This is a genomic window from Bradyrhizobium sp. C-145, from assembly GCF_023375135.1.
GTDB lineage: Bacteria > Pseudomonadota > Alphaproteobacteria > Rhizobiales > Xanthobacteraceae > Bradyrhizobium > Bradyrhizobium zhanjiangense.
In genome coordinates this window covers 7,152,614-7,166,148 of sequence record NZ_CP088150.1, presented here as the reverse complement: position 1 = coordinate 7,166,148, position 13,535 = coordinate 7,152,614, and the positions used below count along the sequence as shown (strand labels likewise).

Below are 13,535 nucleotides of genomic sequence, written 5' to 3'. Positions count from 1 at the left end.
GCCTAAGCGGCCGTCCCGCTTCAGGCGGTATGACCGGGGTCGATGTGCTTGGGCGTGTTCGTCTCGACTTGCGGGACCATACGAGCTGGGTCGGGAGCTCCAGGAACGCCGCGTGGGCCAAGCTGCTCGCGCGCAATGTCATCTTCAGTTTTTCAGGCGCTACGCCGTTGATCGGGCGTGGACGCATGATCCTTTTCCCCAGGCGTACCGACCGTCAATCTCGCGATGCGGCGAGCTCCGCTCCAGACCTCCATTACCATATGTGCTTCGAGGAATTTTACGGCTCGACGCCGTGCGTCCACTTTGTGTCATGGCAAAGGGTAGCTATCTAACGTTCGAAGGCGACAACCTCGTCCATGCGGTAATGTCATCGGCCAGGCCACGTCAAGCTCGGGGTTTGCGCTGGGCTCTCTGACTTATGGGAGACTTTTGAAGAGCGGGCCCAGTTTGCCTGGACGCCCGGGCCCATAGCCTCAGCGACCTGAGCGGCAGGTTGTTCGGCTACACCTTTACTTTAAGAAAAATGAACGCAGTCGGGTTGCGATTACGTCAAAAGCCATCCGGCGTGAGCCGCATCTACCATGGATTAAGGGCTTGCCGGTTTTTCCCGGTCTGCTGTAGAATCTTCTTCGTGTGAGGATTTCGAATAGCCTCCGTTTAGTTCCAGATTTCGCAAATTCATTTGAAACACTCTGTGGGGGACATTGCGATGGCTAAGCCTTCCGTTTCCCGTGAGGCCTTTCGTGGGTTGTTCGCCTTTTATGCGGCCAAGGCCCACCATGATCATAACGGTGTCGCCGAAGGCCGGCTCCTCAAACTATTTGCATCGAGCGAACACATCCCGGACGGGCTGTTGGAGTTGTGGTCATCACGGACCGAGCTGATTGGCCCTGAGGCTGTTGGCAACATAATGGCACCACTCGCTCATCAGATCCTGGACGGCGGGGCACAATATAATCACGCGAGCGACTTCCTTCATCGACTGTTGCGAGAGTTAGACCGAGACGTTCATTAAGCGCTTAAAGCAGGCTCAGGGTCCGAGTTGGGCGGACAACAGACGTAGCTTTCGCGGAGACGGCGAGTAGTTTTCCTCCATTGAGGAGGAGCGGGTGGCGATCAGCAGTTCAATCAGTATAAGCGCGTGGTCGCTCGGTTTCCGCAGTCTCGTTTGGGGCTAAGCAACGGCGTGCCCGCTCGATCTGTGCGTCGGTAGCGCCATGGTTACGAGCGTACATCTCGGCCACTGGTGCCGAATATTTCGCAACGTAGTATCTGACCTCGCTGCAAGAGATGCGCCCTGTGGGCCTATGGTGACGCGAAGCGAAGGCTTCGGATCCCAGCGGGATCAGCAACAAGGCAACAATGGCCCCGGCCCGTACGATCATTTTCTCTGTCCCCCAATATTCTGTCTGGTTCGTACAGATAGCAGGCCTGAATCGCGCACACGACGCAAACTAAGAATCGTGCACTGGTCCAAAGTGCTGTGAGACTGTTGCCCCAATGCTTCGGTGCTGCGCAGGCAAAGGCTGAATATGTAGGTGTCGGTAAAAGCGATCCGATGCGAGCTCCCCAACAATGGCGAGGTGGCAAGCTCGATCGTCGTATGAACGGCTCTACGAGCTTGCGATACCTAGCTCCGCCGAAGAACTCTTCTTCTACGGCTGGCCTTGGGGATACGGCTAGTCGTGGCAATCCTTCTCGCCTGAGCGGCTCGTAGGCGACGCCGCAGGGTCTGCAGTTCTCGAAATAGTGCGACCAGTCCCTCGACCCGTTCGCCCAGAATAGTCGAATAATTGCAAAACCGACCTCGATCACTCATTACTGCCCAAACCATGATTGTTGAAAGCAATAGGCGGTCGACAATGGGAAAAATATGCAATCCAGGGTAGGAGCATACAACCCATAAATGACGATGGCATTAACAGGGGACGGCGCAAACGTCCTACACCATTGTTCAGAGTGCGCTACTCTTTCGCTTTATCTTTCGGGTTAGTTTCGCTTCGAAAGTTGAGCCTAGCTGGCAAAGCTGCAGGCCTGGTACGGCGGCACTTTCGCGCGGCGATCTTCCAGCCCTGGTGGTCCCCTTCTGCCCTTAATCGCGTGACGGCTGCCTAGCGGCAGCGCGTCGACCAGCGTGCGCGGCAAGAGGATGGCCAAGACCATGGCACGAGTTAGAGGCCACACAGGCTTGGGAAAAAATCGTACAACAGCTCAGCGAAGCCGCAGACGGCGAATGATCTCGCTGCGCCTCCCATCGAGCCGAATGAAAGCGGCAGGCGGTCTCATGAAGCGGATCGTTAGCGTCTGTATGCCAAATCTCGTTGCGTGGCGCCTACCGCCGATCGCGGCACGTGGAATGGGAATGCCGGTCCCGGCTGCTTACCCCATCCTGCGGCTGGGGCCGTTTTGAGCTTTGTCAGCATCGTTCAATCCGGGCCACAACCATGTTTCGAGGCATTGCTATCGCGCTCTTTGGAATGGGCATCTTTTCTCAGCTCGATGCAGCGCTCTTCAGGCAGCGCAATACTGACGCCCCGATTAGGCTTATCCGGGAGATCATAAACCCGGCCATCATCGGAAAACAATTCCAGACCCTGCAGCCCGACGTTGCGGCGCAATTGGCCAATCCTGAATGCGCAGTTTCAGTGCCGGGACATGAGGCTACTTCGGCCCATGCTTGCCAGCCAACTCACGACTAGCCAAGTTGAGCTCCAGCTCTCTGAGCTGTTCGATCAACTGCTCTATGATCTCGTCATGGTCGGATGGCAAGAATGCACGCCGCGCAATGCCAGCTGTGGCCTACTTCAATGCGTTGTTGATCAGGTTGGCGAGCCTTGCTGCCGCCAAAGCCGCTTGGCTGCGCGCGATGTTCCGGACGTTGGTCTCATAGTCGCGGGTCAGGAGAACCGGATTGTTTCCAAGGCTTACCGGTGCGGCGTAAGCATACTGCTTGGCGAGTTCAGCGCTCTCATCGATCCATTTTTGCGGGTCCGCGACCTTAGCCGCAACCTCGTTGACGGCGAGACTTGCAAGCCCTTCCCTGGCGTCCGCGTCAAATATGGCTCCGTAAGGCGACACGTAACCTCCAAAAAGACTGTCCCAATAGGCATGAAGGGCCACGGGCTCACCGGTTGCCGGTATCACCTGTTCGGCATTGCCGCCGGCATCGCCATCCGGAATTTGTCGCGTGTACCGGCCGCTGCCATGGAGTGGCTGATGCGCATCGCCAACGAGATGCAAAATCCAGACAAGGTCATACGAGCGAACATCATCCGACGCGCCCGAACTTGCCGGAAGGGCTGCAATCATCAATTTCAGCTGCGTGACGAGATCGACAGCGTCCGGAGGCGGAAGCGGCGTTCCGTCCGGCGTCCAATTCAAGTCCTTATAATGCCAGTAAGCGTGCTGGTTCTTGTCCGAATAGCCGATGTTCTGGCCGGCCGTCGGACTATCCACCTTGTCACGCGTATAGTTGTATTCCTTGGTCTTGATGTCGTCCGCCCAGGTCGCCGCATGGACGAATGCGTAGAGCTTGGCGGTCTTGGGGTCTGTGATGCCGGATGTCCATTTTTCATAGTCCGGATTTAGCCGCAGCAGGACGTCGACCTTGTCTTTAACTGACGCATCGAGCTTCTTATAGGCCACGTAGGCAATCTGCATGTGACCGGCATCCCACCAGGCCGAGGCAGGGCCCGTGAGGCTCCCCAAAATCAAGGCGATGCAAGCAAGAATACCAAGCGAGCGGCGCGGGGTCATAAATTTCTCCTAACAAAAAAGACTTTACCGACATTCTAAGTTCGTGGCCGGCCAAGTTAGTATGAAACGCTTCACAATTCTAGATAGCAGGCCAAGACGACAGTGTGGATGTCCGCTTCGTCTGTTGCGACAGATTACGCTGCCGTACGGCAGCGACCGTCCGTTTGCCCATGCTCGATCGATACTCCGCCATTAGGCAGAGGCGCGCTGAACTCCGGATCTCGACCCGAAGGGGGCGTGTTAGTTTGCTAGGCGCCCGCGGATCCGGCGAGCGTGCTTTTCGGCAACGAGACCATGGCGATCGCCGCGGCGCCATCCCGTACCGCAATCGCGCCTGCGACTCGCCTCGCGTCGATATCGAGCACCGTGACCGTGCCGTGAAGACTCGCCACATAGGGACGGTTGCCATCCGGCGCAAACGCAACGCCGGCACTGGGATTTGCGCGATCAGCATTTTCTTGAGCGCATTGATGATGTTGATGCTGCCAACCGTGCACCACAGACACGTCATTTCATCCGGGCTAACCGCGAGTCCATCGGGCTCGCTCGATGTTATCGTGGTCAGCAGCTTGTTTGAGCCGTCGCGAATACGCTAGATTCATTGGCCGCTTGGTACGAAGGCCTGTCTCTGCCATTCCGATTATGCCACCCCGCTGGCGAGCGGGAGCACTGGGATCGTGGTCACCACCGCATTGTCCATCGTATCAACCACTAGAAGAGTGTCGCCGCCGCTCGTCACATAGGCGCTTCCTCAATCGGCCGTCGGGGCCGCTCCCATGGGGGACGTGGCTTCCGTCAATTGTTCCGATCGCGATCGTGGCGGTCACGCATTGTAGCTTGCTCCGTTAATGCTGGCGGAAGCCCCATCACCAGTTTGTGTTTGAATTGATTTCATACTCGCCAGCCTAATTCTTCAAGACAAACCAATACAAACCACGCAATCAGGACCAGAGGCTGCTCACCACCGTCATCTTCGTTCTTGAGTTCGCGCTCTGGATGAACTATGTTAGGTTTGCGACCCGACTTCTGGCTATTTTGTTTCAGATCTTTCATTTTAGAGGGCGCTTCAAATGGACAATGAACCTGGCGCAGCTGTACTCAGCATTTTTGAGCAATTGATTGATCGCATAAAGCAAATGTCGCCCAAAAATAGCGGCGGCAAGCCAATCAATACGAGGGTTTACTCCCAACTCACGTTGGGAATGCCGATATCTCCAGATGATTATGCGAGACCCTGGACTCCGATAGGAGGATCATCGCTCGCGCAACAGTTCGCCGGCGGGCGACCGGGCACGCTGCCTGGCGCAGCTCCTGGCGGTGGGACGGAGCCTGACGTGCCGTCGCCGACATTGCCGGTTTTGCGATCGCTTGAAGCCGCCTGGAAGACAGCACTGCTAGGCAGGACAATGCTTCAAGTCGTGAAGGACGATGATTATCGCGAATATCCAACGGGCAGGCATTTGGACTTCGCGTATGAGAGCCTCATCATGGGAATGAGGGCGCCCCCGGCTACCGAACTCTCGGACGAACTGAAGGCGCGGATCAAGGCCGCTGAGCGGGTGCTCTACAAGTTCGATGAAGAGGGCAATCGGATTGGCAAGACCGAAGTCCATGCAAACTACCTGCGAAACGTTATCGCCGCGGAGGATGCCCGCACGACCCTGGATATGGCACGTGCGGCTGCAAACCGGAATCCGGAGAAGCTTGAAGCGTTTCCCTTTACTTCCATTCCATTGATCAATGCTGTGAACCGGGCGCAGGAGGCCATTCTCGCTGAAGGTGGCGATCGTGTCGAAGCCGCATTCGATACGCTCAATGCCATCGGTGTGCCGGTCCAGGCTCACATGATCGCCAAAGCGAAAAGGGAATTCGAGGCTTGGAACCTGGGGTTGACAGGCGTTCCGAGCAAGATCCCGTATTCATTTATCCTGCCGACGAATTGGTGCGACCCGGACCAGCCTGAAGGCTTTTCGCGCCTGCAAGTGACGCAACGCGACTATCAGAGCTTCACCAATTTCAATCAGACATCCGGAAGCCAGTTCTCCTGGCATCAGCGCGCGGAGCGAAACAGCGGCGGCGGCGCCGTGTCCTTCGGGTTCATGGCATTCGGCGGGCGCCACTCCAGCTCGGAATCGAGTGCGGGCTGGCAGAGCACTTCGAATGCACAGTTCAGGAACAGCTTCAGCCAATCCGCCAAGGGGCTCACCATCGACCTGGAATATGGCCTCTGTACAATCATGCGCCCATGGCTGATCAGCGATCTGTTCTACATGCGGAAATGGACCATGGCGGAGATGGAAAAGGGCGACATCAGCGACGGCACGATAGATGGGCAGGTGAACGACCCGCACAAGCTGTTGCCCATGATTCCGCAACAATTCCTGGTCGTGCGGAACGTCAGGATCAGTGCCGAAGAATGGGGCGCCGACGGCAACCAGCTCGAGGAGCGCTACGGTTCGGCGCAGGGGTCGACGATGTCCGATCAGTCCGAATTCGGTGCTGCCGGAGGCGTGTGTCTCGGTTTCATCAATTTTGGAGGGACGGCCAGCCACGCTCAGTCAAGCGCCAGCGGGCAGGGCTCGCAGTTTGAGAGCCGATCCGGGAGCGGCTTCTTCGGAACGACGTTCAAGAATAACACGTTGACAATCAAGGGGGCTCAGATCGTGGCTTTCCTTAGTGACATCGTTCCCGTCAGTCCCCCCGAATGATCCGGGTTTGCAATAGGTCTCTTGGTCTGGAGTCGGAACGATGTCGACCCTTGCAGGAGCGCTGCAGGAGTTTCGGGATACAATAAAATCCCAATTCGCGCCGCATGGTTCAAGTTCGACCATCGGTTTCGAGATTGGATCTCCGCTTACAGTGCCTGATCAGTTGCATGCACGCGCGGTCGAGATCCTGTCGCGCGTTGCCAACGTCGTTCCGCGTATCGTCGATTCCTATTTTGAGCGCGGCGATCGAACACTTGACGGGATGTACCAGATTTTGCTGCTCGGCTCTCAGTCGGCCCCGGGCACCGACCCGGCGCTGTTCGAGGCCATCAAGAGCCAGGCCAGGATCGCGTTCGCGAACGAGATTGGCTCGCTGGATGGACCAAGCACGTTTCATCCGGTGGCTGCGATTCCCGACACTTGGTTCAATCCCCAGGTTGCCGGCAACTGGTCTCATCATCGCATCGTCGGCAGCGACAACGCTCCCTCTGGATCGGCCCCGGTCAATCCCAAGCTCGAAAAATGGTTGGTCGCGCCGGAGGCCATCCGGCCGCTGCTTCCCGAGAAGGTTACGCCGGAGCAACTTCAGAAGATTCACTCGCGCTTCCATGAAATCGTCAATCCCGAACCTCCGGTGGCCCACGGGGCGAGATTTGTCCGCGGAGCCGGCAACATCCACCTGAGCCGCGAAGCCCTGCGGACCGTTTTCACCGCTCTCAATCCGGGCGTCGCCGTGAACGAAAACCAGTTTGGCGATCTTATACGGCATGTCGAGACGCCGCAGGCAGCCGCGAGTTTCCGGCGGTTGCGGCTTGGGCACGTTCCGCTGGTGATGGCGGCGGCGGCAGCGCAGAATGGGGCCGCCCATACCCAAGGGCCAAATGATGGTCATGCAGTTATCCGGCCGACAAGAGAGCCGGCTAATTTCTCCGAGCTCATTGCGGCCGGTACAACGCCCAAACAGGTCGCGGCACGTGGCGTCTCAATTGAATTCGACCTCTGCGTCCTCAGTCTGTCCCGCCCCTGGTATTCGAGCGGTTTGCTCGTGCTTCCCAACTGGTTTGTGCCGGGCTTCCGGCAAGGTGACTTCTCGGAGGGGCTCGACGGCCCTGACAATGACGGGCTTCTCAATGCGATCCCGATCGCGTGCATTCTGACGCGTGACGTCCGTATCACGGCCAACTGGACGCCAGCTGATGTTGATGCCGCCACTACATCGGTTGCGGTTGGACCGTTCAGCCTTTTCGGACGCACGTTCGATATGGCTTCGGGCTCGTTGACAATTCCTGGAATTCAGGCGGTCGCGTGGGTGTGCACCAATCCCAAGCGGCTGCCACCAATGGATCCACCCTGAACGGACATTGAAGTAAGACGAAAGGTAGCCTGCAAATGATTGTGAAATTGTTGTTCTTCGGTGAAGCCGTCAACATCCCGTCAACCACAATCGGCCTGGGTATCGGTGCCGTCTCGGTCTGGATCGACGGCGCCGGCTTCACCAGCGCCACGAACGACCTCGGCACGTTGGGCTACATGCTCCTGGAAACCCAAGAGGTCGACATCGGCGAGCCCGAGCCGGAGGTGCGGGACCTGTTCTCCAATTTGCATGGACAGGTCGTCAGCTATCAGATCAAGACCAATCTGTTCGTCAGGAGCGGCGGCATTGCCCGTATTACCATGACGCGCTCCGTCGAGCAGGACGGGGTCTTGCTCGACAAGAGCATCGAGTTCCAGGCGACGGACTGCAGAGGCATCTCGGTCGTCAGCAATCCGGTCAACTTCTCCACCGAGATGTTGCAGTTGGAGCGGTCCGTGGCTTCGCTCGACGAGATCGTTGCGGACGACGATCTTATTGCGATCGTGGAGGCGGCTCCGCCAACCGAAGGGGTCGGCTGACCTCGGCATTGCACCTCTTGGGCTGAACCCGGCAGGGCTTGCGTTGCGCAGGTCGTGATGACCGCTCCCAACAATTCAAGGAGTCGATATGTCAGCGATGTTTGAGTTGATTGGGGGAGGCATTGGGGTGATGCCAGACCCGGAGGATAACGAGGCTGGACATGTCGTGCCCCATCATGAGTCAGGCACGCGGGTCAGTTTTTCCGTCGTGAATGTCGGCGACGCCGGCGGCAACGCTGAAGTCGGCATCGAACTCGATGATGTTTTCACCAACAACTGGACCTCGGACTTTCTTGATCCAGGTCAACAACAAGCCGGTTTCGTTGGCCTGGGGAGACTCTCTGCGGGGGAGCATGAGGTGCTCATATTTGTGAATCCTGGTTCTGGCCAGGCGGATCACGAAACAAATACCTTCACCGTTGAGTAAAGTAGCCGTAGCGAATTCCTCGTGGGGTTCTTCTTTCTGTGTGCATCAGCCCTGCGACTTCCGACAAGTTGGTGCACCGGACGGCGGCCTACATACTAGGGGTCGATCCGTCGGAGGCTTCGCCGCGCATCGCACGAATGCAAGGGCGGTCCAGCAGCTCATGGTTGCAAACACAGTCCGGCCGTCTTGGCGTTGAGCTCCCGGGCGACCGCCAGGCATCACGCCTTTTTTGGTTTCTTGCGCGATCCACCGCTGTCTTATTCGTGCTGAGGGACATCGGCTGTTAAGAGTTGGTTTAGTTCCCGGCATGATCATTGGGGACCACAAGGGGCCCGAGCATGCAACTGCATCATGCCAATACCTTGGAAAGGATTGAGACGGTCGCGGATCAAGGCAGTGGCGAGGTCGCGACGTGGCCCGTCACTCTCGACCAATCAGATTTCTCGACCTCCAATCGAGATGAGATCCTGGCGCTATTAGAGCCAAGCGGCCATCCAAATCGCACCATTTGGCTCGTCGTGGCCGCTTTGGCTGGGGGCTTCGGATTGGGATGGGCTGGGGCTTTGTACGGTCCTGCAACTATCTCGGCTCTCAACCCAATTGCTCAGATAGATACGGCTTCGCGCTGGATGCCTGACAGAAAGTCAGGCGGTAAGGCCGAAAGCGTCCGAAAGATAGCATCAGCACCAGGCTCGCGAGCACCGTCTGGTTTAGGTCAGCCCTCCACAGTCAGCGCGAGCCTTGCTCCGAAGCCTGTCGCCAAAGCGTCGAGTGCGGCGCAATCGGCGGAAGTTTCGAATCAAGCTTCCTCTGCTGTGGAGGCGGACATGTCTGTGACCGGCTCGCTCGAGCCCGCGGGGCCGCTCCTGTCGGTTCCCGAGACAAGACCAGCGACTATTGGGGGTTGGACAGTCCTTGAGGTTCGCGGCGGAACGGCGGTGCTCGAAGGGCCCGATGGGATTCGAATGGCAGCACGGGGCGACGTGGTCCCAGGCATCGGGCGAATCGATTCTATCGTCCGTTGGGGCAACCGCTGGATAGTGGCAACAGCTCGTGGATTGATCTCGACGCCCTAGGCGTCAACGGTTGCGAGGAGCGTGTCACTGTGCTCGCGCATTCCCCGACTTCGGGAGAATGACGGAATGATGCCCACACTGCGGTTGTATTTGGAGTCGCGATTATGTGCCGCTATTGCCGATCAGGCCCATACTCGTCGAGCAAACCGAGCGATCGCTAAGTGTTATACGAAGGTGAAACCGCGCAAATATAAGTAAAAGAAGGCCCTCGGTCGTCCCGAAAGGTGCGTTTCTCGACGGCTCGTTTGAATGATATCAGGCAGCTGTCGAAGTCGACATCGGCCGGGCAGAGCTGTTACTTATCTTGTTGTTCGTGCCGATCCACGTTCATTCGGGCCATGTATTTGTCCTTGACCTGCTCCGAAGGACAGAGACAAGGCGGCTTGCTGCCATAGTGGATCCTCCAACATTCGCGCGGAGGCATCAATGAGCTCCCAAGCAATGACATTCTCCGTCTGCACGAGAACGCCAGGCCGGTGCGCGGCGGCGATCAGGGTGAGACTCCAGCGACAATCAAGGTGAGACTGCGCCGATGGGGACGGACCGAAGGGAGGGCGTAGCCCGACCGGAGGACCGTCCCCATCGGCGTGGCGCGTTTTTGGACCCGTCTGGCGGCTGGGCGGGGCTGGTGCAAGCTTTTGATTCGTCTCGACAAGAGGGAATCGATGCCTTGCCTGGCCTTCACATCACCGACCACCAGATGAGGCTGTACATGACCTACCGACTGACATTGTCCCCCGAAGCGGCCGCGGCCAAGGCGGGGTTCTCGAAAGCGAGTGCGTATCGGATTGAGGGCGATGCGCGCCCGCCATCGCAGAAGAAGGCGCCGAGGGGCCGGCGACGATCCGATCCACTCGCGCCCTATTGGGACGCCGAGATCGTTCCGATCCTGAAGGCTGCTCCCGGCATCCGCGTGATCGGTGTGCTGGACGAACTGCGCCGGCGGCATCGCGACCTCAACCCCAACATCCGACGCACGCTGGAGCGGCGCATCAATGCGTGGCGGGCGCTCAACGGCCCCGAACAGGACGTGATCTTCCGCCAAGAGCACGAGCCCGGGCGGCTGGGTCTGTCCGACTTCACCGACGTGAGCGCGCTCGGCATTACCATCGTAGGTGAGCCACTCGATCACCGGCTCTATCACTTCCGGTTGGCGTTCTCCGGCTTCGAGCATGCCCATGTCGTGCTCGGGGGCGAAAGCTTCGTCGCCCTGGCGGAGGGCTTGCAGAACGCCCTGTGGGCGCTTGGCGGCGTTCCACGGGAGCATCGCAGCGACAGCCTATCGGCGGCGTTCCGCAATCTGGCGGCTGACGCGCGTGAGGATCTGACACAGCGCTACGCTGCGCTGATGGGCCACTATGGCATGGCACCAACACGCAACAATGCGGGCATTGCACACGAGAACGGCTCGATCGAGAGTGCGCACGGCCATCTCAAGCGCGCACTGGAAGATGCGCTGTTGCTGCGGGGGACGCGCGACTTCGCCAGTCTCGATGCCTACCGGGCTTTTGTCGACGAGATTGTCGGCCGGCGCAACGCCAATCTCGCCAAGCCGATCGCGCTCGAGAAGGAGGCATTGGCGCCGCTGCCGAAAGGCCGCACGACCGACTTCGACGAGAAAGTGATCCCGGTGACGTCGTCAGGCGGCTTCATCCTGCGGCGCGTGTTCTACACCGTTCCTTCAAGGCTGATTGGCCATCGCCTGCGTGTGCGCATCTTCGACGACCGGCTCGAATGCTTCCTCGGCGTCACGCCGGTTGTGACGTTGCGGCGCGGTCGGCCTGTGTCGGAGAGCCAGGGCGGGCATGTCGTCGATTATCGGCACGTCATCCATGCCCTGCGGCGCAAGCCGATGGCGCTCCTCAACCTCGTCTATCGCGACCAGCTCTTCCCGCGCGCCGCTTACAGACGCCTGTTCGAGACCTTGCGGGAGCACGGTGACGATCGGCGCGCCTGCAAGGTGACGGTCGAACTTCTAGCGCTGGCCCACGAGCGAGCCTGCGAAGCCGAGCTCGCCAAGGCGATCGCGATGGATCTGGACGCCGGACAGTTACCCGATCTTGCCGCGCTGCGCGACCGCTTCCGACCCGAGGCGGCCTCGATCCCGCGCGTCGCCGTCAAGCTGGCGCCGCTCGACGTCTACGATGAACTCGCCTCCGTCAGCGTCATGTCGGGCCGCTCGAATCTGGGAGAGGCAGCATGACCAGCATCGCCACCTCCGTCGATGCTGCTCGTGTCGAGTTGCTTCTCAATGAGCTCCGCCTGCCGGGCGTCAAGGCGATCTGGCCGAAGCTCGCCGCACAGTCGGACAAGGAAGGGTGGCCTGCCGCCCGCTTCCTCGCCGCCCTTGCCGAGCACGAGGCATCCGATCGTACCCGCCGTCGGATCGAGCGACACATGGTGGAAGCGCGTTTGCCCGCCGGCAAGACGCTCGCCACCTTCGACTTCGAGAGCGTGCCGATGCTATCAAAGGCACAGGCGATGGCGCTCGCTGCCGGCGACGCCTGGTTGAAGGCCGGCGCCAATTTGCTCTTGTTCGGTCCACCGGGCGGCGGCAAGACCCATCTCGGCGCGGCGATCGGCCTGGCTCTCGTCGAGAACGGTTGGCGCGTTCTCTTCGCGCGCACCACTGATCTGGTGCAACGGCTGCAGGTCGCGCGGCGCGAGCTGGCGCTGGAGTCCGCGATCGGCAAACTCGATCGCTATGACCTCCTGATCCTCGACGACATCACATATGTGAGCAAGGATCAGGCGGAAACCAGTGTGCTGTTCGAGTTGATCGCCGCCCGCTACGAACGACGCTCGCTGCTGATCACGGCCAATCAGCCATTTGGCGAATGGGGGCGTATCTTCCCGGACCAAGCAATGACGTTGGCTGCCATCGATCGTTTGGTCCACCACGCCACGATCCTCGAGATGAACGTCGAAAGTTACCGTCGAAAAGTTGCCCTCGATCGCAAGCGCGGTCCAGGCCGGCCGCCTGTTCACACTACCCCCAACGAACTCGACAAGACTGCGATTGACGCTGGCAGCGCCGCTTGATTGTCGCGCAGCGTCAATCAACGCTTGCCAAGCCGGCGGCCAGCGTCAATTATCTCCTGACTCGGCCGCCTCGTCTCATCTTGATTGACGCGCCGCTCTCATCCTGATTGTCGCGCTATAGGCCGGGAATCGCCGTCGTCCTGGTTCCGCCCACCTTACACGCGGACGATAGAAAGACCTGGGGGGATCAAGTTCGGTCGGATAAACGCGGATAAATCCTTCGACGGTCGCATAATCCTTTACGACCGCTCGCACCATCGCCTTCGTATAGACCAGCGTGTTGTTCTCTCGGGCATCGATCGGACGCACAGCCACACAGGTGAAGCTCTTCTTTAACACATATAGAAGCGGGATGCAGAGGGACAGGTCCTGAATGGAAATGGGGGCCGATCGCAGGTCTTTATGCCTGCGGCAATGATATGACTTCGCCGATGCGTGGAATCTATCCTGGGGCAGGCATTACGATCGGGCCGGCAATTGTGTTCGCCTACCGCGCGATCGACAGCATCGTGCGGTCGGCGCGACAAGGGCAGCCCGCGGCGGCATCGGGAGTGTAAGCCGAGTGTTCTCTCCTGTTCGCCCTGCGTCGACGGACCAGCGGCAAAGCAAGGATGCGCATGGTCAACCAGCACC

At 59.1% G+C, this 13,535-nt stretch carries 11 protein-coding genes; 7 read left to right on the top strand and 4 right to left on the bottom strand.

What is annotated here, in order from left to right:
- The first annotated feature begins 709 nt into the window (after nt 1–709).
- On the top strand, nt 710–1,015 hold the full coding sequence (locus tag LRP30_RS33650; RefSeq protein WP_128947695.1) for a hypothetical protein: 306 nt from the start codon (nt 710–712) through the stop codon (nt 1,013–1,015).
- A 109-nt stretch (nt 1,016–1,124) separates the two neighbouring features.
- Here LRP30_RS33650 and LRP30_RS33645 read toward each other — a convergent pair whose 3' ends face one another.
- The 4 genes from LRP30_RS33645 to LRP30_RS33630 all read right to left on the bottom strand — a co-directional run bounded on the left by LRP30_RS33645 (nt 1,125) and on the right by LRP30_RS33630 (nt 4,809).
- Nucleotides 1,125–1,385 carry a hypothetical protein gene (locus LRP30_RS33645; protein WP_249757600.1) on the bottom strand — a complete coding sequence of 87 codons (261 nt, stop codon included), beginning with the start codon at nt 1,383–1,385 and terminating at the stop codon, nt 1,125–1,127.
- A gap of 1,041 nt (nt 1,386–2,426) precedes the next feature.
- Nucleotides 2,427–2,618 (bottom strand): hypothetical protein, encoded by a 192-nt coding sequence (locus tag LRP30_RS33640; protein ID WP_249757599.1) that lies wholly within the window; start codon nt 2,616–2,618, stop codon nt 2,427–2,429.
- A 181-nt stretch (nt 2,619–2,799) separates the two neighbouring features.
- The gene (locus LRP30_RS33635; RefSeq protein ID WP_249757598.1) at nt 2,800–3,756 is read right to left on the bottom strand and encodes a S1/P1 nuclease; all 957 of its coding nucleotides are present in this window, start codon (nt 3,754–3,756) and stop codon (nt 2,800–2,802) included.
- Between the two features lie 891 nt (nt 3,757–4,647).
- Nucleotides 4,648–4,809: a hypothetical protein gene (locus LRP30_RS33630; protein WP_249757597.1), complete on the bottom strand. Its 162-nt coding sequence runs from the start codon at nt 4,807–4,809 to the stop codon at nt 4,648–4,650.
- A gap of 17 nt (nt 4,810–4,826) precedes the next feature.
- Here LRP30_RS33630 and LRP30_RS33625 point away from each other — a divergent pair, with 17 nt between their 5' ends.
- The 6 genes from LRP30_RS33625 (at nt 4,827) to istB (ending at nt 12,902) form a co-directional block, all read left to right on the top strand.
- On the top strand, nt 4,827–6,464 hold the full coding sequence (locus LRP30_RS33625) for a hypothetical protein (protein WP_249757596.1): 1,638 nt from the start codon (nt 4,827–4,829) through the stop codon (nt 6,462–6,464).
- A 40-nt stretch (nt 6,465–6,504) separates the two neighbouring features.
- Entirely contained in the window at nt 6,505–7,818 is a 1,314-nt protein-coding gene (locus tag LRP30_RS33620; protein ID WP_249757595.1) for a hypothetical protein, read from the top strand.
- Nucleotides 7,819–7,853: 35 nt separating this feature from the next.
- Nucleotides 7,854–8,357 carry a hypothetical protein gene (locus LRP30_RS33615; RefSeq protein WP_249757594.1) on the top strand — a complete coding sequence of 168 codons (504 nt, stop codon included), beginning with the start codon at nt 7,854–7,856 and terminating at the stop codon, nt 8,355–8,357.
- An 88-nt stretch (nt 8,358–8,445) separates the two neighbouring features.
- Nucleotides 8,446–8,784, top strand: a complete 339-nt coding sequence (locus tag LRP30_RS33610; RefSeq protein WP_249757593.1) for a hypothetical protein — start codon at nt 8,446–8,448, stop codon at nt 8,782–8,784.
- Between the two features lie 1,776 nt (nt 8,785–10,560).
- The gene (gene istA, locus LRP30_RS33605; protein ID WP_249761693.1) at nt 10,561–12,063 is read left to right on the top strand and encodes an IS21 family transposase; all 1,503 of its coding nucleotides are present in this window, start codon (nt 10,561–10,563) and stop codon (nt 12,061–12,063) included.
- Nucleotides 12,060–12,902: an IS21-like element helper ATPase IstB gene (istB, locus tag LRP30_RS33600; protein WP_249756397.1), complete on the top strand. Its 843-nt coding sequence runs from the start codon at nt 12,060–12,062 to the stop codon at nt 12,900–12,902. The genes istA and istB overlap by 4 nt, the downstream gene beginning before the upstream one ends.
- Nucleotides 12,903–13,535: the final 633 nt, after the last annotated feature.